The organism is Mammaliicoccus sp. O-M54 (genome assembly GCF_022386035.1).
Classification (GTDB): Bacteria; Bacillota; Bacilli; order Staphylococcales; family Staphylococcaceae; genus Mammaliicoccus; species Mammaliicoccus sciuri_A.
Genome location: NZ_JAJNJE010000002.1, coordinates 284,553 through 308,349, shown reverse-complemented (window position 1 = coordinate 308,349; position 23,797 = coordinate 284,553). Strand labels below are relative to the sequence as shown.

At 29.8% G+C, this 23,797-nt stretch carries 27 protein-coding genes and 3 pseudogenes; 23 read left to right on the top strand and 7 right to left on the bottom strand.

Annotated elements, in window-relative coordinates; genetic code table 11:
- Nucleotides 1–20 precede the first annotated feature (20 nt).
- On the top strand, nucleotides 21–1,637 hold the full coding sequence (locus LQ673_RS05500) for a poly(glycerol-phosphate) alpha-glucosyltransferase (protein ID WP_071562374.1): 1,617 nt from the start codon (nucleotides 21–23) through the stop codon (nucleotides 1,635–1,637).
- Between the two features lie 508 nt (nucleotides 1,638–2,145).
- On the opposite strand, the gene LQ673_RS05495 is transcribed toward LQ673_RS05500, so the two are convergent.
- On the bottom strand, nucleotides 2,146–2,493 hold the full coding sequence (locus LQ673_RS05495; protein WP_239705908.1) for a MerR family transcriptional regulator: 348 nt from the start codon (nucleotides 2,491–2,493) through the stop codon (nucleotides 2,146–2,148).
- Nucleotides 2,494–2,570: 77 nt separating this feature from the next.
- Here LQ673_RS05495 and LQ673_RS05490 point away from each other — a divergent pair, with 77 nt between their 5' ends.
- From LQ673_RS05490 to LQ673_RS05470, 5 genes and pseudogenes are all read left to right on the top strand, one after another.
- A complete protein-coding gene (locus LQ673_RS05490; RefSeq protein WP_239705907.1) occupies nucleotides 2,571–3,254 on the top strand; it encodes a type 1 glutamine amidotransferase domain-containing protein in 684 nt (227 codons plus the stop codon).
- 21 nt (nucleotides 3,255–3,275) lie between these two features.
- Nucleotides 3,276–3,941 (top strand): SDR family oxidoreductase, encoded by a 666-nt coding sequence (locus LQ673_RS05485; protein WP_239705906.1) that lies wholly within the window; start codon nucleotides 3,276–3,278, stop codon nucleotides 3,939–3,941.
- A 45-nt stretch (nucleotides 3,942–3,986) separates the two neighbouring features.
- Nucleotides 3,987–4,134, top strand: a pseudogene (locus LQ673_RS14835) (NADP-dependent oxidoreductase); the annotation flags it as partial.
- A gap of 378 nt (nucleotides 4,135–4,512) precedes the next feature.
- Nucleotides 4,513–4,983: pseudogene (isaB, locus tag LQ673_RS05475) on the top strand (immunodominant staphylococcal antigen IsaB family protein).
- 401 nt (nucleotides 4,984–5,384) lie between these two features.
- On the top strand, nucleotides 5,385–5,639 hold the full coding sequence (locus LQ673_RS05470; protein WP_239705905.1) for a helix-turn-helix domain-containing protein: 255 nt from the start codon (nucleotides 5,385–5,387) through the stop codon (nucleotides 5,637–5,639).
- A gap of 229 nt (nucleotides 5,640–5,868) precedes the next feature.
- On the opposite strand, the gene LQ673_RS05465 is transcribed toward LQ673_RS05470, so the two are convergent.
- The 4 genes from LQ673_RS05465 to LQ673_RS05450 form a co-directional block, all read right to left on the bottom strand.
- Nucleotides 5,869–6,222, bottom strand: a complete 354-nt coding sequence (locus LQ673_RS05465) for a hypothetical protein (RefSeq protein ID WP_239745015.1) — start codon at nucleotides 6,220–6,222, stop codon at nucleotides 5,869–5,871.
- A gap of 424 nt (nucleotides 6,223–6,646) precedes the next feature.
- Entirely contained in the window at nucleotides 6,647–7,534 is an 888-nt protein-coding gene (locus LQ673_RS05460; RefSeq protein WP_239705903.1) for a DNA/RNA non-specific endonuclease, read from the bottom strand.
- Nucleotides 7,535–7,636: 102 nt separating this feature from the next.
- On the bottom strand, nucleotides 7,637–8,311 hold the full coding sequence (locus tag LQ673_RS05455; protein ID WP_239745014.1) for an IS6-like element IS257 family transposase: 675 nt from the start codon (nucleotides 8,309–8,311) through the stop codon (nucleotides 7,637–7,639).
- Between the two features lie 373 nt (nucleotides 8,312–8,684).
- Complete coding sequence (locus tag LQ673_RS05450) at nucleotides 8,685–10,253, bottom strand: hypothetical protein (RefSeq protein WP_239705727.1); 1,569 nt, start codon at nucleotides 10,251–10,253, stop codon at nucleotides 8,685–8,687.
- A 145-nt stretch (nucleotides 10,254–10,398) separates the two neighbouring features.
- Here LQ673_RS05450 and LQ673_RS05445 point away from each other — a divergent pair, with 145 nt between their 5' ends.
- The 15 genes and pseudogenes from LQ673_RS05445 to LQ673_RS05375 all read left to right on the top strand — a co-directional run.
- Nucleotides 10,399–10,755, top strand: coding sequence for a hypothetical protein (locus LQ673_RS05445; protein WP_107590411.1), 357 nt, complete (start codon nucleotides 10,399–10,401; stop codon nucleotides 10,753–10,755).
- Between the two features lie 21 nt (nucleotides 10,756–10,776).
- The gene (locus LQ673_RS05440) at nucleotides 10,777–11,097 is read left to right on the top strand and encodes a hypothetical protein (protein WP_239745013.1); all 321 of its coding nucleotides are present in this window, start codon (nucleotides 10,777–10,779) and stop codon (nucleotides 11,095–11,097) included.
- Nucleotides 11,098–11,102: 5 nt separating this feature from the next.
- A complete protein-coding gene (locus tag LQ673_RS05435; protein WP_233664265.1) occupies nucleotides 11,103–11,354 on the top strand; it encodes a hypothetical protein in 252 nt (83 codons plus the stop codon).
- Nucleotides 11,355–11,396: 42 nt separating this feature from the next.
- A complete protein-coding gene (gene cch1, locus LQ673_RS05430; protein ID WP_239705725.1) occupies nucleotides 11,397–13,073 on the top strand; it encodes a cassette chromosome replicative helicase in 1,677 nt (558 codons plus the stop codon).
- A 273-nt stretch (nucleotides 13,074–13,346) separates the two neighbouring features.
- Nucleotides 13,347–15,023, top strand: coding sequence for a cassette chromosome recombinase CcrC (gene ccrC, locus LQ673_RS05425; RefSeq protein WP_239705724.1), 1,677 nt, complete (start codon nucleotides 13,347–13,349; stop codon nucleotides 15,021–15,023).
- Nucleotides 15,024–15,128: 105 nt separating this feature from the next.
- On the top strand, nucleotides 15,129–15,479 hold the full coding sequence (locus LQ673_RS05420; protein WP_239705723.1) for an SAUGI family uracil-DNA glycosylase inhibitor: 351 nt from the start codon (nucleotides 15,129–15,131) through the stop codon (nucleotides 15,477–15,479).
- Between the two features lie 84 nt (nucleotides 15,480–15,563).
- Nucleotides 15,564–15,875: a DUF960 family protein gene (locus LQ673_RS05415; protein WP_239705722.1), complete on the top strand. Its 312-nt coding sequence runs from the start codon at nucleotides 15,564–15,566 to the stop codon at nucleotides 15,873–15,875.
- A 20-nt stretch (nucleotides 15,876–15,895) separates the two neighbouring features.
- Nucleotides 15,896–16,417 carry a DUF1643 domain-containing protein gene (locus LQ673_RS05410; protein ID WP_239705721.1) on the top strand — a complete coding sequence of 174 codons (522 nt, stop codon included), beginning with the start codon at nucleotides 15,896–15,898 and terminating at the stop codon, nucleotides 16,415–16,417.
- Between the two features lies 1 nt (nucleotide 16,418).
- A complete protein-coding gene (locus LQ673_RS05405) occupies nucleotides 16,419–16,625 on the top strand; it encodes a hypothetical protein (RefSeq protein ID WP_107386527.1) in 207 nt (68 codons plus the stop codon).
- Nucleotides 16,618–16,767: a hypothetical protein gene (locus tag LQ673_RS05400; protein WP_239705720.1), complete on the top strand. Its 150-nt coding sequence runs from the start codon at nucleotides 16,618–16,620 to the stop codon at nucleotides 16,765–16,767. Before LQ673_RS05405 ends, LQ673_RS05400 begins: the two co-directional genes overlap by 8 nt.
- A 5-nt stretch (nucleotides 16,768–16,772) precedes the next feature.
- Nucleotides 16,773–17,063 (top strand): JAB domain-containing protein, encoded by a 291-nt coding sequence (locus LQ673_RS05395; protein WP_239705719.1) that lies wholly within the window; start codon nucleotides 16,773–16,775, stop codon nucleotides 17,061–17,063.
- 277 nt (nucleotides 17,064–17,340) lie between these two features.
- The gene (locus tag LQ673_RS05390) at nucleotides 17,341–18,156 is read left to right on the top strand and encodes a WYL domain-containing protein (protein WP_239705718.1); all 816 of its coding nucleotides are present in this window, start codon (nucleotides 17,341–17,343) and stop codon (nucleotides 18,154–18,156) included.
- A 24-nt stretch (nucleotides 18,157–18,180) separates the two neighbouring features.
- A complete protein-coding gene (locus LQ673_RS05385) occupies nucleotides 18,181–18,468 on the top strand; it encodes a hypothetical protein (protein ID WP_239705717.1) in 288 nt (95 codons plus the stop codon).
- 15 nt (nucleotides 18,469–18,483) lie between these two features.
- Nucleotides 18,484–18,972, top strand: a complete 489-nt coding sequence (locus LQ673_RS05380) for a hypothetical protein (RefSeq protein WP_232180870.1) — start codon at nucleotides 18,484–18,486, stop codon at nucleotides 18,970–18,972.
- A gap of 379 nt (nucleotides 18,973–19,351) precedes the next feature.
- Nucleotides 19,352–19,549: pseudogene (locus tag LQ673_RS05375) on the top strand (protein rep); the annotation flags it as partial.
- Between the two features lie 885 nt (nucleotides 19,550–20,434).
- Here LQ673_RS05375 and LQ673_RS14790 read toward each other — a convergent pair.
- Nucleotides 20,435–20,569: a hypothetical protein gene (locus tag LQ673_RS14790; RefSeq protein ID WP_275584074.1), complete on the bottom strand. Its 135-nt coding sequence runs from the start codon at nucleotides 20,567–20,569 to the stop codon at nucleotides 20,435–20,437.
- A 78-nt stretch (nucleotides 20,570–20,647) separates the two neighbouring features.
- Nucleotides 20,648–21,187, bottom strand: a complete 540-nt coding sequence (locus tag LQ673_RS05370) for a hypothetical protein (RefSeq protein ID WP_239705716.1) — start codon at nucleotides 21,185–21,187, stop codon at nucleotides 20,648–20,650.
- A 260-nt stretch (nucleotides 21,188–21,447) separates the two neighbouring features.
- On the opposite strand from LQ673_RS05370, the gene chrA reads away from it, so the two are divergent.
- Both chrA and LQ673_RS05360 read left to right on the top strand, forming a co-directional pair.
- Entirely contained in the window at nucleotides 21,448–22,611 is a 1,164-nt protein-coding gene (gene chrA, locus LQ673_RS05365) for a chromate efflux transporter (protein WP_239705715.1), read from the top strand.
- Nucleotides 22,612–22,719: 108 nt separating this feature from the next.
- Nucleotides 22,720–23,757: a 2,3-butanediol dehydrogenase gene (locus LQ673_RS05360; RefSeq protein ID WP_037590606.1), complete on the top strand. Its 1,038-nt coding sequence runs from the start codon at nucleotides 22,720–22,722 to the stop codon at nucleotides 23,755–23,757.
- Nucleotides 23,758–23,797 lie beyond the last annotated feature (40 nt).

The following is a 23,797-nucleotide window of genomic DNA, read 5'->3' as shown; positions in this document are numbered from 1 at the left end:
TACAGAAAGGTATGTAATGTATGGAGATATCTAATCAACTAAAGAATTTATTCAATAGTAATTCTGATGTAGAAAAAATATTTGTTAGTGTTGGTCATCCTTCCCAAAAGGCTATAGTAAAAATGTTTAAAGCTAATAATGCTGAACGAAATATTAAAAAATATATCGAATCATTTCGAAAAAATACTGGTAAAAATGCTGAATGGATCAAAATAGATTTCGTTACATCAATTGAAAAAATTAAATATGAACAATTAAAGCATGATTTAACTCATACTCGTAGAAATTATGTAGAATATGGCTTTTCATTAGATAATAATTGGGAGTTAGCATTCTTACCTGAAGAAATTAATACCAATGCATTTATAAGACCAGAACCTAATAGTAAAGAGCTTTTCATGTCTGAGAAGAATATTAACAACTATATTAAAAAATACAAAAGAATAAGAAAATATTTCACACATCGTAATTATGAAAATGAAGATGTTTATAAGTTCTACACGAAAAGCTATTTTATTGAAAAAGATCAACTTATTGAATTAGAAGAAAAGGGATATCGTAAAGGTCTAAGAAAAATTGATAATATTAATGAAGAAATCGATCGACTAATTGAGACAAGTACTCACTTTTTGAAAAATCAAATTCAAGATAACGGAAAGTATATTTATGGTTATTTTCCACATTTCGATAAAGAAATAGGATTTTATAATAATTTACGTCATTCATCTTCAACATATGCATTAATAGAAGGTCTGAGTTATTTAAATGAAGATGTCACAATTGTAGAAAAGGCGATTGATTATTTAATCAAGCATTATTTATATGAAGTTGATGGCGCAGGATATATATTTGATGATACAGAAGGTATGAATGAAATAAAATTAGGTCAAAATGCTGCATTTATCTTCGCGATTTGTGAATATTTAAAGCATGTACCTGAGAAAAATCAATATTTAGAAGCTGCACAGAAAGTTGCAAAAGGGATATTGACGATGATTGATGATCAACAACAAACGATTCACGTATTAAATTATCCTGATTTAACGATAAAAGAACAATTCAGAATTGTATATTATGATGGTGAAGCTGCTTTAGCATTATTAAGACTTTATCAAATTGATCATAATGAAGAATGGTTGAATACAATCAAAATGTTATTTGAAATGTTTATAGAGAAAAAATATTGGAAGTATCATGATCACTGGTTAGGATATTGTACAAATGAATTAGTACAAATTGATCCACAAGAGAAATATTATAAATTTGGCATTCAGAACGTATCGAGTTATTTAGATTATATGCAACAAAGGGAAACGACATTCCCAACATTTTTAGAAATGTTAATGGCGACGTATCACTTAGTAGAAAAAGCTAAAAAGACAGGCTATGTTGAACTTGTTGAAACTTATTTAGATGAAGAAAAATTTATTAATACTATACATTTAAGAGCTGATTATGAAAGAACAGGCTACTTTTATCCTGAAATTGCTATGTATTTCAAAAATCCAGCACGCATTGTGAATTCATTCTTCATTAAACATCATGGCTATAGAGTAAGAATTGATGATATTGAACACTATTTATCAGGGTATGTTCAATATCAAGAAGTGTTTAGAAAAAATGTTTATAAAGTATAAAAAAAGAGACATATGCCTCATTTCAGACTATGGACAAACTGAACTTAAATTTATAAGTTCAGTTTGTTTTTAGTATAAACTAATAATTTTCACTAAAATCATGATTAAATTACGTTTTATCATAGCTATTTGTGGCTCTTTAACGAGATACATTGCCAACTTTTTATGATTTATGGCAGCGCAAATAAGCGGTGGTGTCTATGGAACTTTTTTACTACCTTTATATCTTGCCCATCTCTTACTATGCTGTTCTTTTGCATCACCAAATCGTGTTTTTACTGTTTGCCCCCTTAGTTTATATGTTTTTTAATTGAATCTATAAGCCTTAAATCTTCTATTATATCAAAATCATCTTGCCAAACATATCTTCGAATTTCTCTGATATAATTTCTATTTTCTGTACATTCACTTAATAGTGGAGCATGATTTACATATAATAGGATTAGATTTGTGTATAGTCTATGACTTGTTAGCATCGTTATTTTAATTCACATATACCTTTCCCTCGTCACTCGGTCATGGCAGTTTGTAATTTTTGTTCAATTAAGTCGATATGTTTACTGACCAAATTCCGTTGTTCATTCAAGAATTCTAGGTGTGCGCGTAAAACGCTTGAGACATCTATTTTGTTTTGATAAAGCATGTCTGTGTTTTTTCGTATTTCTTTTAATGGCATATTCAAATTGCTTAGGCACTGGATAAATTTAATCATTTCGATATCGTCGTCTGTGTATAAACGCTTGTTATTGCTATCTCTGTCGATGTGTTTCAAGATATTCTTTTTCTCGTAATAACGCAGTTTGCTTTTAGGTATATTGCAATTATCTGAGACATATTCAATGTAATATTGTTTCATATAAGCATATCCTTTCTCTTAAACCAAGGTTTAACTGATATTGTAATCTATACAAACATGAATGAGGAGGAAAGACAATGAAAAAGGCTTTAATTGTTGTAACAAACATTGCGAAATACGATAATTTAGACAGACCTACGGGTGCGTGGTTCTCAGAGGTTACACACTTTGCGAAAGATTTCTATGACGCAGGTTATGATGTTGATTTCGTAAGTCCGAACGGTGGATATGTGCCTCTTGATCCTATCAGTCTTAACCCTGAAATGATGGGAGCTGAGGACTGGGAATACTACACGGATCATGATTATATGAATAAATTTGGACAAACATTATCTCCAAAAGAGGTTAATCCTAGCGACTATCAAGCCATTTACTTTGCAGGTGGACATGGTGCGATTTGGGGTTTTAGAAATAACAAAGAACTTAACGACATTGCGTTAAGTATTTACAATAACCAAGGCGTTCTCTCTTCTGTATGTCATGGTGCGGCTGGTCTACTCGACATTAAAGAAAATGGCGATTACCTCGTTCGTCATAAAGACGTGACTGGTTTTACAAATAGTGAAGAACAAGCAAATGGTACAACTGAATACATGCCATATTTATTAGAAGACGAATTTATTAGTAACGGTGCACATTTTAAAAAAGAGGATGACTGGAGTAATTTCGCAGTCGTAGATGGTCGCATTGTCACTGGTCAAAATCCTCAATCAGGACATGCAGTTGCTGAACATGCTTTAAAAATCTTAGCTAATCAATAATTTTAAAAAGGAGCGATACACATGAAATCATTAATAATTGGCGCTCATGGTGGCGTTGGTCAACATCTCGTACGCAAACTCAAAGCACGAAACGTTGACTTTACTGCCGGTGTTAGAAAAGAAGAACAAGTTGAAGTTTTAAAAGCAGATGGTATTGATGCAACTTACATTGATGTTGCAAAACAATCTATTGATGAATTAATAGAATTATTTAAACCGTATGATCAAATCCTTTTTTCCGTCGGTTCTGGTGGAAGGACAGGTGACGATCAAACAATCATAGTAGATTTAGACGGTGCAGTGAAAGCAATTAAAGCAAGTGAACACGTCGGTCGTCAACACTTTGTTATGGTATCAACGTACGACTCACGTCGAGAAGCTTTTGATGCGTCAGGCGACTTGAAACCATATACCATTGCTAAACATTATGCGGATGACTACTTAAGACATGCAAATTTAAAATATACCATTGTGCATCTAGGCGCTTTAACAAACGAACATGAAACGCAACAATTCAATATGAGTGCGCAATTTGAAAATGTACAAAATCCGTCTATTACAAGAGAAGATGTAGCAGAAGTGCTTGTTTCTGTATTAACTGATGAAGCATTACAAGGTCACGAATTCCAAATCATCAATGGTGATTTGTCATTACCAGACGCAACGACTAAATATCTGGAGGAATAATAAATGAATAATCAACAAGTTGTACTTGCAAAACTACCATAAGGTATCCCTCAAGACCGTTGTATTTAGATTTGAAACAATAGAAGCACGAGAACCTTAAGTAGGTGAAGTTCAAGTAGACTCCATTTATTTATCTATAGATCCTTACATGAGAGGTAGAATGAATGATACAAAAAGCAATATTCAACCTTTCTAAGTGGATGAGCAATTACAATTTGTCATGTTCGCACTCGCGAAACTATTATAAGACTTATCATAGCAACGCCTGGAACATTACGTTTTGTTCCAAGCGATTTTTTTATATTTACACTTAAAATCAATGTATATCAAATGATTCTCAACATGGGGCATGGCAATGTATATGCGCTCTTTATTTAATTATGATTATATCAAACATTTACTTTGTAATTTGTCTATAGTGATAAGTCTCTAAACTAAGAAAATCAAAAGTTAAATTGCGTGTATGAATGTAAAAAGAAGTAAAAAATTTATATTTTTATATAATTATTTTGTGGCATTGTAATATTAATGTAATAATGTGGCCTGTAAGACAAATATGAGGAGGGTTTTTATGAAAAAAGTTTCTAAATTTATTTTAGATAGTAGTTTAGTTTTGAGCTTTTCTGTAACGCCCGAATTATTTAATGTCACTCAAGCACATGCACAAGAATCTGTGAAACCTTCTTTTAATTATAGAGGTTAGACAGCACATCAAAGTAACTTTATTCTAGATAAGAAATTTAAAACATCTCTAAAAGCTGTTAACTTCAAGATTAATAATTACAAGATTACTAAAAATAATAAAGACTTATACGATCCAACATATTACGGGGTTTCTAAACATAAAGCGAATGGTGTTTTCTTCTTATTAGACCGTAAGTCAGTGAGCAAAAAAGAATTTTTGAATCATTACGTTGAAGCAAAGTATACATCTACATCAGCCTGAGGTAAAGAATATATCTATAAAATTGAAGATAAAGATGTGAGATTTTTTGTTAACCAAAAGGATTATGTCATCAAAGGACAAATCATTAGTGAATAAAATGAGATACTAAGCATATATGAGAAGTGGGATAAAATTCATTTTGAATCGTAGTCTCGCTCCCTAAATTAATTTATACTGCATTTAATTCAAAAGTTATTTTACATGTTTAAGATTGACGATAAAACAATATAAAAAACCGCATCATTAACCGATACGCAGAAGCATATCACAAATAAAACTAAAAAATAAGTTGCGTATAATTTATTTTGAAATTGATTAAGTATATGGTATCCCCATAAAATGTAGTTAACCTACAATAGTGCTAAACTATAGCTTTGTAAACTAAAATGTAAATACTCATAATCAAATTGCAACAATATAGTTCCAGAATGCTACAATTTGAGGACAAATTGATAGCATCAATCACTTTAAAATGAAGCTAGGAGATGACTTACATTATGATTAGTAAACAAATAAAGGATTTACGCAAGCAACATAATTATACACAAGAAGATCTAGCTGAAAAATTAAATACTTCAAGACAAACAATTTCTAAATGGGAACAAGGTATTTCAGAGCCAGACTTAAATATGCTTATGCAATTGTCACAATTATTTTCTGTTAGTACAGACTATCTCATTATAGGAAGTGACAATATTATTAAAAAAGATAATAAAAACTATTCATATGTAAAATATTGTATAGTAAACTGATGGGTTGCTAATTACGGGAGCATTTAATCATACACTAATAAACCAACACTATGTCATATGAACGTTAAAACCACAACAAGTCGCTATAATTGTTGTGGTTTTTATATTTGTCATTGATATTTTACAATCAAGTATTTGTGAGGTTTTTCTTTCCTAATTTCATATACCTTATTACATGTATTACACCTTGATATTTATCAAGGTTGATCATACAATCGACTCCATTTTACTAATCTGAAATTGTATTTTCCTTGTCTCTTTTATCAATATATATACCTGTTAAAGCGACAACTGCAATAAATCCTAGACCAATCCAAACCGTTTCAAATAGATGTGTTTGAATCGTTAATATATAACCAATCGCAAGAAAGATAGTTATATGAATGAATCGCAATAACATATTAATTTTAAAAGTCTTCATATCTTTTGCTTTAGGTTTATTTTCTAATGCTGTTAAAAAAAGGTTGATACAAGTAAAAGCTATGATAAACACTAGATAATAAGAATATGTTTTGCCTGCTTCAGCAATAACAATAGTCAGAAACAAGAATGTTAGAATAAGTAAAACTCTTATTTTAATCATATGCTTAATAATAAAATCCATTTTTTTCTCCTTTATGATACTTCATTATTTTTACTTTCCCTGCGATATATATAAATTGCTATTATTACTATAATAAAAATGTAAGATAGTACAATAAAAGGATTGTTAATCCATTGATTGTCTACACTAAATATATACACACCTATAAAACATAGTATAAAAAGGATAATATTTAATATCATATTTACCCTAAAAGCTTTGATACTTAAAGCTTGTCTCTTGTTTCGAATGCCGATTAACCAAAAATGTATTGTCATAAATAAGATAGTTAACGGTATATAGTAATAAGGAGAATATATATTATCTCCAATCAAATTAATAATAGCTATAAAAATAACAATAACTATCATTCTTATTTTACTTGCATGTTTTACAATAAATTCCATAATATCCCCTAACTATTTCAATATTCATAAGTACCATCTTTATAATTAATCGATACACCTTTTTGAGTATTAGATACCCAAACGTTTAAGTTAACAGTCTGACCGTTGTCATTAATAGAATAAGCTCTTACATGTGAACCACGTGGTAATAATTCATCATTATTGTACACAGGGCGTACATCATAATAAATCTTAGCTTCAGGGTGATTATATATCGCATTTCTCACTTGAGTTTCAGGATAACCCATACCGCCACCTTCACTAGCTCTATTACTACCAACATTTTGCGCTCTTGTACCGAGTGTTAAATTATGTGTTTCCATATCTCCACCCAATGACCATGCTAATGAATGAGATTTGTTATAGATATAACCTCTATAGCCATCTAACTGTAATATTTGATTATTACTTTCATTGCCTTTCCATCTTTTTTCAAGTGGATCGTAAATACCGTCTTTAAATTCGCCTGCAAGTCTAACTACTGAATCAAAAGAGGGGCGTTCTTGCGCTTTAGATGAATGACTATCCACTGCTTCCTTAGTCACAAGCGCTGTAACTCTTCCGCCACGCCCTAAATTGTCTAAATCTGAATAGTTAGCCCAAAATTTATCGTTTCCATTTTGATTAATAAGTTTATGATCATAATCTATGAGTGTTGTTTTATTGTCATTTAATAAAGCGTAATTTTCTTCGTTAGTCTGTACCTTAATAAGTGCTTTATCTTCTTCACTTGTTTTTACCGTTGATTTTTTATCAAAGGCTTTCGACTTTAATTTATTCAAGCCTTTGTCAATTTGGTTATTTGCTTCTTGTTTAAGCTCTCTTTTTATATCCTGCTCTAAATCACACCCAGCTAACAGTGTAATCATTAGTAGCGTTGTAAGTATAATCTTGATGTATTTCATTTAAAACTCAACCTTTCTCGTTAAATTGAGAGATAGCCAATAGGGTTCTGTTGCAAAGTAAAAAAATATAGCTAACCACTAATTTATCATGTCAGTGTTCGCTTAACTTGCTAGCATGATGCTAATTTCGTGGCATGGCGAAAATCCGTAGATCTGAAGAGACCTGCGGTTCTTTTTATATAGAGCGTAAATACATTCAATACCTTTTAAAGTATTCTTTGCTGTATTGATACTTTGATACCTTGTCTTTCTTACTTTAATATGACGGTGATCTTGCTCAATGAGGTTATTCAGATATTTCGATGTACAATGACAGTCAGGTTTAAGTTTAAAAGCTTTAATTACTTTAGCCATTGCTACCTTCGTTGAAGGTGCCTGATTTGTAATTACCTTTTGAGGTTTACCAAATTGTTTAATGAGACGTTTGATAAACGCATATGCTGAATGATTATCTCGTTGCTTACGCAACCAAATATCTAATGTATGTCCCTCTGCATCAATGGCACGATATAAATAACTCCATTTTCCTTTTATTTTGATGTACGTCTCATCAATACGCCATTTGTAATAAGCTTTTTTATGCTTTTTCTTCCAAATTTGATATAAAATTGGGGCATATTCTTGAACCCAACGGTAGACCGTTGAATGATGAACGTTTACACCACGTTCCCTTAATATTTCAGATATATCACGATAACTCAATGCATATCTTAGATAGTAGCCAACGGCTACAGTGATAACATCCTTGTTAAATTGTTTATATCTGAAATAGTTCATACAGAAGACTCCTTTTTGTTAAAATTATACTATAAATTCAACTTTGCAACAGCACCATTTAACGCCTTTGGCGTTTGAAAATTTATACATGAAAAGTGTCTAAGAAACTGTTGACATTCCAACATAAATAGTAACAAAAATACTTAATACTCCTTAAAAAAGAGAGTTAATGTATGAAATATACATTGGAAGGTACATATTTAAAGTCTGAGTACGGAGATGAAATAAATAAAAGATAACTAGATTTCAAACCACAAAACCACATAATTAAATAATTATAAATTAAGACATACTTTACTATTTCAATAAGTCTCATTTTAATAAGTTAATTAATTATTTTTAAGAGGTTTCGTGGTTTACACAAAGTTGATTATTAAAGTTTCTTAATTGTTTTTGTAATTAGAGTACAAACTAGCTTTTCATCTACTTTATTAGTTAGATTATCTAATAATGACTTAAAAGAAGTCACTGAATTAAGTAGGCTATCATCATCATTAAAATCATTGTCTAGCTCTTTAGCTTCAAATATGTCTAAGTAATATTTATCTGATACAAAGTTTAATGATGCTACATCACTTTCCATTTGTTGGACGAAGTTGTTGTGATACTTTATCCAATTATTAATTGAGTTTATTATACTGTTTATTAAATCCTCATAATTTATGAAATTATTATATTTAGAAGTGTTGCTAATGATATAAGTTAATCTATCCGTAATATCAAATGTTGTTTGAACGGCATTATAATGTTTCTTTGTGTTTAAAGGAGTGAAAGTTAATCTAAAAATATTATCAATTAGACTTGCAACTTCGTTTTGTTTATTAATATCAATTACTCCCTCAATTTTTGTCCATATGAAATCAGTTAAGTCATCAGCAAATACAATTTTTTTATCTATAATGAAGTTGCTCATTAGTACAGGTATATTAATTAAATCTTTCTTAAGTGTTTTATAATCATCAGCTTTGAGAGATGAAAACTTTCCTAAATCCATCATTTTTATGTATGGGTTTTTGTAAAAAGTAGCTATAGCTGAAATAATTACGAATTCGTGAAAATTAAATGTTCTAGGAGTAAATTTATTATAAATAGTTCCCTTTCCCATAGACTCTTGATTAGAAGAATGAATATTATCTGCTGCAAAGTTTTTAACATCAGCTAATTGGAAGTGCATATCATCACCGACGATTTCATAAAAGCTTTTATCAATATAATGCATAATATTATTTAAAGCGAAAATAGATTCAGGTTTGTATTTTGATGGGTTTATATCTTCTAAATTAGAATTTATTAACTTAATAGGCTCGGGTAATTCCAGTTCCGTTATCTTTTGTATATTACTTTTAATAAGCTCTTCAATAATTTCAATAATATCATCTTCATTTTTTTCTACATCTTTAACTGTTTGATCTGAAAAGTCAAAATATGCAGGAGTATTAACATCTCCAATAACCCTATTGACTAAATCAATCTTATGGATTCGTTCTTTTTTACTCTCAATATCTTTCATTGAATGCTTATTCATATAATCATATTCAAACATCATTCTAGGAAGAGTTACTATTTCGCTGTCAAAAAGTTTATGTTTGAAAAAATCGAGTGTTGATCGTTCGAAGTTATTCCAAAGATTCATTTTAGTTTCTTTATTTAAATCAGCTTCTAAAGCATCATAAAGTGAATCTAAAACACGGCGGATTAATAATTTATAAGCAACCTTTGAACTACTACATCTAATTATTGATTCAATATCTTCGTCATAAATATATATTACAATCCCATTTAAAGTATACTCACTAAAACTCTCACCCTTATTTAATTGCTTTATAGAAATAGTTAAAGATTTATCAATATCCAATGTTTTTAATGATGCCCTACAGTAGTCTAATACATATCCTAGAAATATATAGTTATTATCGGCAACTTGCTTAATTTTAAACTCCATATCAAACACCTCGAATTTTGTCAATTATTTTGCTCAAAGCAATTCCATTTATTATTTTTTAAATGGAAACTGCCTTTCCTATAAGGATGTATATTATAGCTAACTTAAGTTATTTCTTGAGTATAAATCTTAGGAGGTTTTTATAATGAAAACATATGTAATGAAAGATGTTTATACCCTTGATGAGAAAGTTCATCACATAGAAATTGAAGCAATAAAAGGAGAGCAATTTAAGTATACTACACAATTCACAATAACAAGTGATTGTAAAAATTTAATTACTCTTTTGATTGGTCAGGCTTTGATGTTGCCAAGTAAAACTGAATTTTCAATATACGACTTGTTGGATATGGTTGGTGAAGATGTTTATGGCGACATTTACGATGAGGAAGTATATGCTATTAACATTTTACTTGAAATGTATTTTGAAGAACATTTCAAGCTATGCCAGTTACAAGAAGGCGAAGCAGAAAATATAATAGTTAAGATTTTTCAAAGGTAATTAATCTAGGAGGTAAAGGAAATGGAAATAAAAGCAAATAATTTTTTAATATCAATGGATGGCAATAGTAATTTTTTATCAATTCAAACTGAATTAAGTCAACATGCTATTGATGTTTTATATCAATTAATCTCAGTAGGAATAAATATGCCCGATCATGAAATGTTTTCATTCGAAGGTTGTGAAATAGAATTGGGTTTAGATTTACTACATGAATTTAATAGTCAAATAGAATATAAATTAGTCGATATGTTGTTTCATTTATTCTTTTATGAATTTAAAGGGTGCAGTTATATGTATGAATTGGATGATGAAAGTTTCATTCGACTGAGAAGAGGTTAGGTAACATGGGCAGAGAATGGTTCTTGAAATGTCTAGAAGAAGCGTTAAGTAAGAGAGCAAATGAAAAATTTACTGTGAAAAATTTGCTAATAGATACAGGTGCAAAGGATCCAACAACAAAGTTAGTAGAAAATGTCGAAAATCGGTTTCGATATTATGTAATGTTGAATGAGTCTGTACATTTTGAAATGTTTTGCAATAAAAATCAACTTATTTTCGTAAGACTTACGGATTTTTACGGTTTCGATGATATTTAAGTAGTATTTGTAAATAAGATTATGCATGGAGGTAAAGAAGTAATGAAATTTGAAAATGATAATTATTTAATAAATTCAAATGGTTGCTTTAAGAAAATGAAAGGTACCAATGATGGAGAAGGTGAGAAGCTAGTTAAACTAGCTTCTCCAATTTTTATAGTTGCTAAGTATAAAGATCGAGTATATAAAAAGGAACAGCTTATCATACAAGATATAGATGGTGAGGAATACATTTTAGATTCAAGCATATTAAGTTCACGTAATTTGTTTAAATTAATAGAAATGGGATTTACTATTAATGAAAATCGCATTAAAGAATTGAGTAATGCTTTACAGGAGTACAGAGATAGTACGGTGAAAAGTAGGTTTTATAAAGGTGTGGGTGTTTTACCTACAAATAAAGGAACAGTTGTTGTACTTGATGATATCCATTTCAGTCCTTCAATGACTGAGGAAGATATGAATCAAGTGATTTGTGATAATAAATATGATTTATCGCCTAAAGGTAAATTAGATGAATGGCTTAAAATGTTTCAGCAGCAAGTGAATGGCAATGTTGTATTAGAACTAATTACCATCTTTGGAGTAAGTTCATTAGTTACAAGATATTTATTCTTGCTAAATGAAATTGAGTTTACAGGAATAATATATTCATTGACAGGACAGTCATCTAGTGGCAAAACTACAGCAGCTATGTTAGCAGCATCAGTAGCAGGTAATCCTAATAAAGGAGATAATACTTTATTTTGTAGTTGGAATGCGACTAAAGTAGGTATTGAAAATATCGTGAGTTCAAACTTCGGGGTTCCAGTGATATTCGATGAATTATCGACTTCAACTATTAGTAATCTAACCAACTTGTTATATTCTGTAAGCGAAGGGCAAGGAAGAGAACGAGCAGATAAAAATGGTAACACAAGGGAAAAATTCAATTCAGGTACTTCAATTATTTCAACGGGTGAATATAGTATTTTTAATAATTCAGCAAAAAATGATGGATTAAGGGTACGTATCATTGAGATTAATGATGCCATAACATCATCATCTTCGAATTCGGATGCTATTAAAAAAGTTGTAAGAAAAAATTATGGTCATATCTTGCCAATAATATCCGAGTATTTATTAAATAATGAAGAGGAATTGGTCTCTATTTATGAAAAACATAGACAGTGGTTTGAAGTTGAATTAGCAAATGAAGAAAGCAACACAGGAATGCGAATGATAAGTAGGTATGCTGTAATTTTAACTTCAGCAACTGTATTTGAACGTGCTTTAGATTTGACATTGAATAAAGAAGGTATGAAAAAATATCTTTTAGAATATCATAAAAATACAATATCAGAGCGCTCTTTAACTGAAAAAGCAATGACAGCTATTATTCAATATGTCGCAGTAAATAAAGGGAAGTTTATCAAAGATGGATCATTATCTAATATGATTGAAAACAATGGAACTATAATAATTCAAAATGATTATGTTGAAGTAAAGATTGTACGTTCTATCTTCGAACGTATGTTAAAGGATAATGGGTTTGAGGATACAAAAAATGTAATCAAAGCATTGGATAGAGACAATAAATTAGTTACAGATAAAGACAGAAAAACAAATCAAAGAAAAGTGAAGAATGGTAATGATGAATTGGAATCAATAGTCTTTTATCACATAAAAATTGATAGAGCATTTGCTGAAACGTTGGATTTAAATATGTATATTACATGATTATTGATAACAATTTGTCTGTAGAAACAAACCAAGAAAGGCGTTGAATAGTATGAATAATGAACAAGTTGAAGCATTTATAGAAGTGCTTGTTCCTATAATGGAAGAACGTATTAATAAAGGTAAATAATCTAATTACGTACTACAGGTTGTAACCTGTAGTACACATATTTTTATTTGGTAGAAGTGAAACAAATTTACAAATATATATTATTACATTGATGTTATATGCCAAGGTATATAACGACAACTAAGTAAAAGGAGCGAAATATTATGGAAAGAAAAATTGCACTATACTCAAGGGTGAGTACGACAGAACAGTCTGAGCGTGGATATTCTATTCATGAACAAGAACAAGTCCTCATCAAAGAAGTTGTTAAAAACTATCCAGGTTATGACTATGAAACTTATATTGATTCAGGGATATCAGGAAAGAATATTGAAGATCGTCCTGCAATGAAAAGATTATTAAAGGATGTCAAAGACAATAAAGTAGAGATGGTACTAAGTTGGAAATTGAATCGTATTTCTCGTTCAATGCGTGATGTATTTAATATTATTTATGAGCTTAAAGAACATGGTGTAGGATATAAATCAATTTCAGAAAACATTGATACTTCAAATGCGTCTGGTGAAGTTTTAGTCACAATGTTTGGTTTGATAGGTTCTATAGAAAGACAGAGCTTGATATCTAATGTTAAGATGTCTATGAATGCAAAAGCACGCAGTGGAGAAGCTATAACAGGAAGAGTTTTAGGCTACAAACTATCACTTAATCCACTGACACAGAAAAATGATTTGGTTATCGATGAAAATGAAGCTAATATTGTCAGAGAAATATTTGATTTGTATTTGAATCATAATAAAGGACTTAAAGCCATAACAACAATATTGAATCAAAAAGGTCATCGCACGATTAACCAAAAGCCATTCTCAGTGTTTGGAGTTAAATATATTTTGAATAATCCTGTATATAAGGGGTTTGTGAGATTTAATAACTATCAAAATTGGTCAGTTGAACGTCGAAGTGGCAAAAGTGACGAAAAAGACATGATTTTGGTGAAAGGCAAGCATGAGGCAATTATAAGTGAGGAAATGTTTGATCAAGTACATGATAAATTAGTATCTAAAAGTTTTAAACCAGGACGACCAATTGGTGGAGACTTCTATTTACGTGGACTTATCAAGTGCCCAGAGTGCGGCAATAATATGGTATGTAGGCGTAGTTATTACAACACGAAAAAATCAAAAGAACGTACAATTAAACGTTATTACATTTGTTCATTATTCAATCGTTCTGGTAGTTCTGCATGTCATAGTAATGCGATTAATGCGGAAGTTGTAGAACATGTTATTAACGTTCACCTCAATCGTATTTTATCTCAACCAAAAGTCATTAAACAAATTGCGACTAATGTTATAGAAGAGTTGAAACGAAAACATAACAATAAAAGTAACATTATCATTGATATTAATAGTTTAGAAAAACAAAAAGCTAAACTTAAAGGACAACAAGAACGTTTATTGGAATTGTTTTTAGATGACCAAATGAATAGTGAAATGTTGAAAGAAAAACAGCATCAATTGAATCATCGACTTCAGGCTCTTGAAGAACAAATCAAAACGTCTCAACAATCTAATCTAGAACAAACAAAAGTACCAGACTTTGATAGGTTGAAGAGTCGTTTAACTTTGATAATTAGTCGTTTTAGTGTTTATTTAAAAGAAGCAAATCCTGAAGCAAAAAATCAGCTTATGAAGTTGTTGATTGATTCTGTTGAAATTACTACAGATAAAAAGGTGAAGCTCGTGCGGTATAAAATTGATGAAAGTCTTATCCCTCAATCTTTGAAAAAAGATTGGGGGTCTTTTTTTATGCCCAAAATTCACTTTATTATTTACGGTACACAGAAATATTCTATCGACAAAATTACCACTTTTTCCACTTAATCACGAGTGATGAAAGTAAGAGAAATGAACTGAATATCAGATATATATTATCAAAATGATGTGATAAATGTATGCATCAATCAAATACACAAGGAGGTCATAATTATGACATTGGAACAACAACTCAAAAACTATATTACGAATCTATTCAAATTACCCAAAGACGAGGTATGGGACTGTGAAGCAATTGATGAAACAGCTGATAATGTGCTTCCTGAACAATACGTAAGACTTGGTCCATTAAGTAATAAAATACTACAGACATACACTTATTATTCGGAGGCACTTCACGAAAGACATATATATCCCTTTATTCTCTACTATCAGAATCGACTCATTGCGATTGGTTATATTGATGAAACAAACGATATGGACTTCTTATATCTTCATAACACAGTTATGCCACTACTAGATCAAAGACACTTACTTGAAAAGGAGAATCACAATAATGAATAAATGGATTTATATCGCAGAAATCAGTATCACTGTTATTACCGAAGTGATATCAATGATGAAAGATATAGAAAAGGAGCAATCATGATGGAATGTTATATTACGAGAGGTATTGCCACTAACTTACCCGAAACATTACAACAACAGTTATGGAAACTTGTAGCGCAACGCGAAAACGAACAATTCAAGGAACTAGAAGAGATTGATTACTTTCATATATTCCAGTTCAATATGCATAATAGTCAATTATATATCAAACATAAGCAAGAACGTCCAGAGTACGTAAAAATTCATAATGCAAATTATTCAAAAGCTATCAATATTAATAAGGTCTACATTATCCGAGAAGACGATGTAGACCTTTCTTATTACGTCATGTTATTACAAGAAGAATACTAAATAAAGGAGTTAGATAAAAAATGAAATCTATCAAAAGTGTATTAGAAACCGAAGCGATATTTAGTGATGATAAAATGCATCGTTATCTTCTCAAGAAAACTTGGGATATTGATAAAGAAGTACTCACAATTATAACGATGTACCCTCATTATGATGGCATTATTAATGTTGACCTTACAACACAACTTATTATCAATAAAGTATCTGAAAAAGATGAATATGGTGGCGTTAATTTTATTAACCTGTTTTCAAATATTGATACTCCCATTAATTTAAAACATATCGAAAACAGCCATGACAAGCATACAGATATTCATATTATGAAAGCAGTCAAAGAAGCCGATAGTGTTTTATTGGCTTGGGGTTCCTACGGAAAGAAACCCCTTGTGGAAAAACGAGTGAATGATGTATTAGACATGTTGAAACCTCACAGTAACAAAATCAATATATTAACAAATCCTCAAACAAATGAAATCATGCATCCATTAAATCCATACGCTAGAAAGGCATGGACAATTAAACCATTAAAGGAGACTAAATAGAATGAATCAAACATGGAAAGAAGTATACCAATATTTAATGCATCAACCACACATCGATGTTATTAAAGGCATTATCGCCTTTTCATCAAACATAAAAAATAATTCAGAATTAGATGAGCTATATTCCATTTATATGAATGATGATTCTATCACATCCATCGTTCACCCTGACTTAATAGAAAGTATAGAGGTTATCCATAATGAGTAAAAAAAGAATAGATGTTGTCAAAGTCCAAATAGTCAAAGAAGATACACTTTGGTATTTAAAAAGACGTATTGAAGAACCAAAAGATGCTGCTGATATTATGCGTGACTTCATAGGAATGCTGACCGAGAACACTTCATTTTAATTTGCTTGAATAGCAAAAATGAACCTACACATATTGAAACCGTCTCAATAGGAACCATTAATTTTGCGGTTATCCATCCTCGAGAAATATTTAAAACAGTTATATTAAGTAATGCAACAGGTATGATTATTGGCCATAACCACCCAAGTGGAGATATCACACCTTCTCCAGAAGATATTAAAATAACTCAGAGAATAAAAGAGATTAGTGAAATGATGGGCATTATATTATATGACCACATAATATTTTCAGAAAATAATCATCATTCAATTATGAAAAATGACTTAGATGATTAGATATCACTTTATGAGTTCGTAAATATAAATGTCTATACAAAATATTAAAATAGTCATATTTTGTCATCCTCACAAAAAATAAACAAATCTGCATTATCGAAAAGCTATAAAAACAGTCACTATCCATTTACAAATTATTCAATATACTTTCTTAAAAAAACCTGATATTGACTTATTATGGCAAACCTATTTTGTAATATATAAATTAAAGGGGGTGACGATTTGGATCGAGCATTTAGGATACTAACTATATAACCGACTACTGCAAAACAAAGAGGTGAATAAAAAATCTTTATCACTTGAATTGAATACGAGCCCTCGAACAATCCAAAGAGATATAGATGATATCAGAAATTTCTTGTATGAATCTAAAAACTGGATGGGGGTTGAAAACGAAATTTCATATGATTATAAATATGAAAGTTATCGTCTATCAAATAATAAAGTAGAAAATGTACATTTCATGTATGAGTTGTTAGCAAGCTTGTTTGTGACTTCACCAACATTAAATCCTAGCTTCTATCAATATCTTAAAAATTTAATTATGGAACTTTATCCTATCAATCAGAAGTCCCTATTAAAGTATCTCAATAAATTTACTGTTGATGAATTCAAAAATCAATTAACACCTTTGGCATTATCGATTAAAGCATTAAATGAAAATAAATACCTCGTAGACAATCAAAAATTAATAATACCACTTTCAATATTCTATCAATTAAATACATTCTACTTAGTCTATCAGATGGGGAATGAGGTTTATATTTATGATATAAATAAGATGAATTTATGCATAACGGACAAAGACGTAAATATTAAACAAATGCCTAATATACAAACTTACATTACTTTGGAAGTATCTAAAGATATTTGGTTGAAAATTCACAAATATTATAGAGCACATGTCATCGAAAAACTTGATGAATATACTCTAATAGCCACTTTTAAAATGACAAAACTTGAGGCAATTCAACTCTGTTTTATGTATCGATCCAATATTCGTATCATTTCACCACCAGATTTGAAAGACCAAGTGATTGATGAATTACTTACATTACAGTCAACATATCTAAAGCAACGTATTCAAAAATAAACGATGATGAAGGGAATGGAAATTATGAATAAAATTATAAAAACTATTGGCAAGGGAATCGGAAAAGGAATTGGAGGAGCAGCAAATGTCACACTGACTACCGTTGGTGCGGCAGTTAGTGCAATTTGGGAAACAACAGGAGATAGAGGTGTGATGAGAGATATGTTCAAAGATAGTTCTGATCAAGAATTAATAGAATTGTATGAAAAACACAAAGACGATGGAGATTATGACATCTATGTTGCGACTAAATCCTTATTAGAAGAAAGAAAGTATACTTACAATAACGAGACTAACAAGTGGGAAAAATAATGAGAGGTATAATAAATGGAATTTACTTATTATAAAACTAAAGATTTAAATGCTTTTGAAAATGACTTAAAAGTACTTGCTTTAAATAAAAATTATCAATTCAGTAAGGAAACCGAAGTTCTTAAAGAAGATGAGATTCTTGAAAAATCGAGTGGTCATGAACGTGACCTATTAAAAATATTTAAAAACAATGCACAGATTACAACTTATCATTTTAAAAATCATAAAAGTAATTATTTAATTATCGTAGGAGAAACCAATCTCCCTAATATTTTTGGTTTAACAGTCATTTTCGATAAAAAACCATTCAAACAATTAGGTAAAATTGCAATAGGTTCTTTAATTGCATTGGCTTCAGGTGGAGGTATCTTAGCAATGGGGGCCGTATTTGGAATATTGACATCAGTTGCACGACGAACACTTGTAATCAAAGGACCATTAGGAAAAGAAATTGCACAAATTATAGAAAACAGATTGGGGAAACCTATAGAAATTAAGTCATAATATACTAAATAAGAGCATTTCCTACTTTTTATAGTAGGAAATGCTCTTAAAATTTTATTTTTTTTGCTTGTTTGTTGTTTGCATTTTTAATAAAAATAATTGTAAAATTGCCTTTTTTACGTTCTTTGGATTTTCAACAGCTGCTTCTTTGATTAATTCCTATTACTTCATCAAAATTTAATCCTGTAAATAATATTGTTTAACCATAAAATCTTTTCATTCAATATTGGTTTACATAATAGGCCATTCTCAGAATCAAATAAACATTTTCTGTAATAATCTTTATTACGTTCTTTTAATACTTCTATTTTACCCTTAATCACTTGTCCTACATGGCTTTAAGCCTAAAAAATGTAGAAATCAAGTATTTCAAAAATTCATTCAAGATATATTGGGGAAAATCAGATGGATTATGTGAGGGGCTATAATAAATTTTTGTCTTTTGTTGCTGATAATACCTAAAAAACAAAAATTATATAAAGCGAACTCTTGTAAAAATCGATTTTGTCCAATTTGTGCATTGCGTAAGGCGAGAAAAAATGCGCTGGGTTTATCGTTGATGATGAAATATATTAAATTTAGATAATCAAACATAATGAAGAATATATAGAAGTAATCTAGGTAGAGTTAATTTTTATTATAACTTATGCTATAATCTTATTAGATTTGGTTACTTCCCCTGATTTAATCAAATTATAAATAAGTCTCTATCATACACCTCACTAATGTGGGGTGTGTTTGTTTAATAAATGACAAAGTTCAATGATTTTAGAAACATGTTCATTACTAGCGGAGTATATATTTAAAAGAATTTATATGTTAATATGTATGTAGACATATTAAACACAATTATGCGGCGAGTCTACTCGATTATTTGAGTAGACTTTTATTTTGATTAGAGTGCCCAAAGTGATATAATTAAAATAGTTTAAACCTATATCTCTGTTTTAGATTTAAACTCATATTTGGTAATACCTTTTTCACCTCACTAATTAGTGAGGTGTTATTGTTTATAGGATAAAGATATGATATAGTAATTAGATGAAAGTGTGTTACCCTAAAACACTTAACCTCTACACAATGCCATGATGTGGAGGTTTTTTTATTGATTAATATATAAAGATGTAGTATTACTATATATAAGTACATTTTATGTACTTAATTTCATATACAATAATCCATTAACTTACCCTATCATTAAAAATGATAGGGTAAGTTTTTCAATTTTATATTGCTATATTTAGAATTGTTTGGTAGTTTGGTTATACGAGGAAGGGCTTAACATCCAATTTATCTTTCCTTGTAGTTAAATGATCTATTTCGCTTTACCACTCTAGATCTCTTCCTAATAACTAGAGTGGTTTTTGTATGAAAAAAACTTTTAAATGAATGCTAGATGTTAGATTATGTACTATCATTTTTTCAATTATGTTTTAATAAAAAAGCCCCATAATGGGCTTTTTTATTCCTCTATTATTTCGTCTATATCTTCAATCTCTGTCACATCGACATTATCTTCTTCAATAATAGAATCTAGTCTTTTATGAATCTCATCTTCAGTCCAACCTGTTTCTTTAAGTGGTTTACTAATTTTCATGATTTGTTCTCCTTAGTATGATATTTCACTCGTTTTTGCCGAAATATTAAATACTTATCGTTTGAAATTCACTATGGTTTATGAATTAAAAGTCTCAAATGTCATTTCATACAAATCTTTATCATCTAAATTAACAAACTCCTCAATATTTACTCTATATGTGATACTATTTTGCCTTTTAGAGATTTGGCTAAAATATTTTATATTTATATACATGTTAGTTGTATAGCCATTATTCTTAATTGTATCTTCAAACTCTTCAAAGGCTTTTTTATTAATAGGCATTAAATAAAATTTATTACTAGGCAAAATATTTATATGTTTTTCTTGTAAAACTTCATTTTCATCTTCATCTAAATAAACTTTTATATCAATATTTTTAGCAGTCCCACCACCTAAATTTTGTAGTTTAAAAGCAGTATTTACATAGTCAGTATCAGATTCAGTTAAATTCTTCAATTTCAAACGTTGAGTTTGTTCAATAATAATCTGATCGAAAGCCAAGAATGGTATAAAAGAAATCTTGATTTGTCTTATTTGTATCATTACTGAAACGAAATATAAAATCGCCATAATAAATGTTCCAATTGAACCAATTACTTGTAAAATATTTAACATTAAATTCCTCCTTATAATAAATTAGTTCTACTCTATCTATATAATACAAGCTATAGTTAATAATATAAAATAAATGATGTATAATTGAGTTGTTATTTTAGTAATTCAGGCTTAAAAATAAAGTTATAAATCAGAAAATCATCAATAATTATTATGATGAAGATTATCTAACTAGTTTTTCTGTAGTACATATAAAGAATTTACACAATTGTATGGTTAAAAATTAAAAGAGTTAGCCAACGAAATATAAGGAGCCCTTTATGAATAAATATATAAACATTTTTTTGGTAGCATTAAAACTTGGTTTATTATCATTCGGTGGACCTACTGCTCATTTAGGTTATTTTTATGATGAATATGTGAAGAAAAGAAAGTGGCTTGATGAAAAAGAGTACTCTGATTTAGTAGCACTATGCCAGTTTTTACCTGGTCCTGCAAGTAGCCAAGTAGGCATTGGTATTGGAACTATGAGAGGAGGAATCATAGGAGGTATTATCTCATTTATAGGATTTACTCTTCCTTCTGTAATTATGCTAATGATATTTTCAATGCTATTTACAAATAGTGATGCGAATTTCACTTGGATACAAGGTTTAAAACTAGTAGCTGTTGCTATTGTAGCTCAAGCTATTATTGGTATGGGTAAAAAATTAACAAATACTAAAACCACTATTACATTAGCATTATTTGTACTTATATTAGCATTAGTAATAAATAATCTTTATATACAAGTTATTGCACTATTAATAACTGGTTTATATGGTCTTATCTTTCTAAGAAAAGATACAACATCTAGAAATAAAATAAAAAACAAAACATTTAACTTACCTAAAAAATTAGGTTTAGTTTCTTTATCATTATTCTTTTTACTCTTAACTATATTACCTATAGCTAGTTCTATAACCAATAATCTATGGGTAAAAATGTTTGATAGTTTTTATAGATCGGGTTCTTTAGTTTTTGGGGGAGGACATGTTGTCTTACCTTTATTGAAAAATGAGTTTGTACCATCAGGTTTAATATCACCCGATAACTTCCTAACTGGTTATGCTGCTGCTCAAGCTGTGCCCGGTCCATTATTTACGTTTGCTTCCTATATTGGTATGTCTATAGAAGGAATTTCAGGAGGAATTTTGGCTACTATTGCTATTTTTCTACCTGCGTTTCTTTTGCTATTTGGAATTTTGCCATTCTGGGATAATATTAAGTCTAATATATATGCTGAAGGCTTTTTAAAAGGTATAAGTTCGGGCGTAGTCGGCATTCTTATTGCTGCTTTTTATAATCCAATTTGGACGTCAACGATTAAATCAGAATTAGATTTTGCTTTAGGTAGTCTATTGTTCGTATTATTAATGTATTTTAAATTTCCTTCTTGGTCTATTGTTTTAATAGGTATTATTTTAGGTATTCTATTTTATTAGTCTAATTTAAATAAAATAATTTAGAAGTACAGTATTAAAAGGTATTTATTTGAAAACCACTTTAAAAAAGCATACTATTAAATTAGATTAACTAAGGAGGTTTTATTAATGAGAGCAGCAGTTTGGTATGGTAAGAAAGATGTACGAGTTGAAGAGCGAAAATCTAAAGATTTAAAAGACAACGAAGTCAAAGTTAAAGTGACTTGGGCTGGAATTTGTGGTACAGATTTACATGAATACTTAGAAGGTCCTATATTTATTTCAACTGATAAACCAGACCCATTTCTTGGTCAAAAAGCTCCTGTTACATTGGGACACGAATTTGCAGGCATAGTAGATGATATTGGTTCTAAAGTTACAAAATTTAATAAAGGCGATCGTGTTGTCATTAACCCTACAGTTTCAAATCGTGAAAAAGAAGAAAATATTGATCTTTATGATGGTTATTCATTTATAGGCTTAGGTTCTGATGGTGGGTTTGCAGAATTCACAAATGTCCCAGAAGAGAATGTTTATGAATTACCCGATAATGTTTCAGATAAAGAAGGGGCTCTCGTAGAACCAACAGCTGTTGCAGTTCAAGCAATTAAAGAAGGGGAAGTTCTATTTGGCGATACAGTTGCTATTTTTGGTGCCGGACCAATTGGTTTATTAACAATAATAGCGGCCAAAGCAGCTGGTGCTAGCAAAATATTTGTTTTCGATTTATCAGAAGAACGACTTAATAAAGCTAAAGCAGTAGGTGCCACTCATACTATAAATTCTGGGGAATCAGATCCAAGTGATATTATTAGTAAATATACTGATAACGGTGTTGATGTATCATTTGAGATAGCTGGTGTAGCCCAAACACTTAAATCAGCAATAGATGTTACTAAAGCAAGAGGTATTGTTGTTATAGTTTCTATATTCGGCCATCCTATTGAATGGAACCCAATGCAATTAACGAATACAGGTGTAAAACTTACTTCAACAATCGCTTATACGCCTACTACATTTCAACAAACGATAGATTTGATTAATGAAGGTAATTTAAAAGTAAAAGATGTCGTCACTGATGAAATTGAGTTAAATGACATTGTAGAATCAGGGTTTGAACAACTTGTAAATGATAAATCACAATCTAAAATTCTTGTTAAATTATAATATAGGTTATAACAACTAATAAATTTGCTACCCAAATTTT

Excerpts from the sequence above, each read along its gene's own strand:
- LQ673_RS05500 (WP_071562374.1), top strand. The coding sequence starts at position 21 with ATGGAGATATCTAATCAACTAAAGAATTTATTCAATAGTAATTCTGAT.
- LQ673_RS05495 (WP_239705908.1), bottom strand. The coding sequence starts at position 2,493 with ATGAAACAATATTACATTGAATATGTCTCAGATAATTGCAATATACCT.
- LQ673_RS05490 (WP_239705907.1), top strand. The coding sequence starts at position 2,571 with ATGAAAAAGGCTTTAATTGTTGTAACAAACATTGCGAAATACGATAAT.
- LQ673_RS05485 (WP_239705906.1), top strand. The coding sequence starts at position 3,276 with ATGAAATCATTAATAATTGGCGCTCATGGTGGCGTTGGTCAACATCTC.
- LQ673_RS05470 (WP_239705905.1), top strand. The coding sequence starts at position 5,385 with ATGATTAGTAAACAAATAAAGGATTTACGCAAGCAACATAATTATACA.
- LQ673_RS05465 (WP_239745015.1), bottom strand. The coding sequence starts at position 6,222 with ATGATTAAAATAAGAGTTTTACTTATTCTAACATTCTTGTTTCTGACT.
- LQ673_RS05460 (WP_239705903.1), bottom strand. The coding sequence starts at position 7,534 with ATGAAATACATCAAGATTATACTTACAACGCTACTAATGATTACACTG.
- LQ673_RS05455 (WP_239745014.1), bottom strand. The coding sequence starts at position 8,311 with ATGAACTATTTCAGATATAAACAATTTAACAAGGATGTTATCACTGTA.
- LQ673_RS05450 (WP_239705727.1), bottom strand. The coding sequence starts at position 10,253 with ATGGAGTTTAAAATTAAGCAAGTTGCCGATAATAACTATATATTTCTA.
- LQ673_RS05445 (WP_107590411.1), top strand. The coding sequence starts at position 10,399 with ATGAAAACATATGTAATGAAAGATGTTTATACCCTTGATGAGAAAGTT.
- LQ673_RS05440 (WP_239745013.1), top strand. The coding sequence starts at position 10,777 with ATGGAAATAAAAGCAAATAATTTTTTAATATCAATGGATGGCAATAGT.
- LQ673_RS05435 (WP_233664265.1), top strand. The coding sequence starts at position 11,103 with ATGGGCAGAGAATGGTTCTTGAAATGTCTAGAAGAAGCGTTAAGTAAG.
- cch1 (WP_239705725.1), top strand. The coding sequence starts at position 11,397 with ATGAAATTTGAAAATGATAATTATTTAATAAATTCAAATGGTTGCTTT.
- ccrC (WP_239705724.1), top strand. The coding sequence starts at position 13,347 with ATGGAAAGAAAAATTGCACTATACTCAAGGGTGAGTACGACAGAACAG.
- LQ673_RS05420 (WP_239705723.1), top strand. The coding sequence starts at position 15,129 with ATGACATTGGAACAACAACTCAAAAACTATATTACGAATCTATTCAAA.
- LQ673_RS05415 (WP_239705722.1), top strand. The coding sequence starts at position 15,564 with ATGGAATGTTATATTACGAGAGGTATTGCCACTAACTTACCCGAAACA.
- LQ673_RS05410 (WP_239705721.1), top strand. The coding sequence starts at position 15,896 with ATGAAATCTATCAAAAGTGTATTAGAAACCGAAGCGATATTTAGTGAT.
- LQ673_RS05405 (WP_107386527.1), top strand. The coding sequence starts at position 16,419 with ATGAATCAAACATGGAAAGAAGTATACCAATATTTAATGCATCAACCA.
- LQ673_RS05400 (WP_239705720.1), top strand. The coding sequence starts at position 16,618 with ATGAGTAAAAAAAGAATAGATGTTGTCAAAGTCCAAATAGTCAAAGAA.
- LQ673_RS05385 (WP_239705717.1), top strand. The coding sequence starts at position 18,181 with ATGAATAAAATTATAAAAACTATTGGCAAGGGAATCGGAAAAGGAATT.
- LQ673_RS05380 (WP_232180870.1), top strand. The coding sequence starts at position 18,484 with ATGGAATTTACTTATTATAAAACTAAAGATTTAAATGCTTTTGAAAAT.
- LQ673_RS14790 (WP_275584074.1), bottom strand. The coding sequence starts at position 20,569 with ATGAAAATTAGTAAACCACTTAAAGAAACAGGTTGGACTGAAGATGAG.
- LQ673_RS05370 (WP_239705716.1), bottom strand. The coding sequence starts at position 21,187 with ATGTTAAATATTTTACAAGTAATTGGTTCAATTGGAACATTTATTATG.
- chrA (WP_239705715.1), top strand. The coding sequence starts at position 21,448 with ATGAATAAATATATAAACATTTTTTTGGTAGCATTAAAACTTGGTTTA.
- LQ673_RS05360 (WP_037590606.1), top strand. The coding sequence starts at position 22,720 with ATGAGAGCAGCAGTTTGGTATGGTAAGAAAGATGTACGAGTTGAAGAG.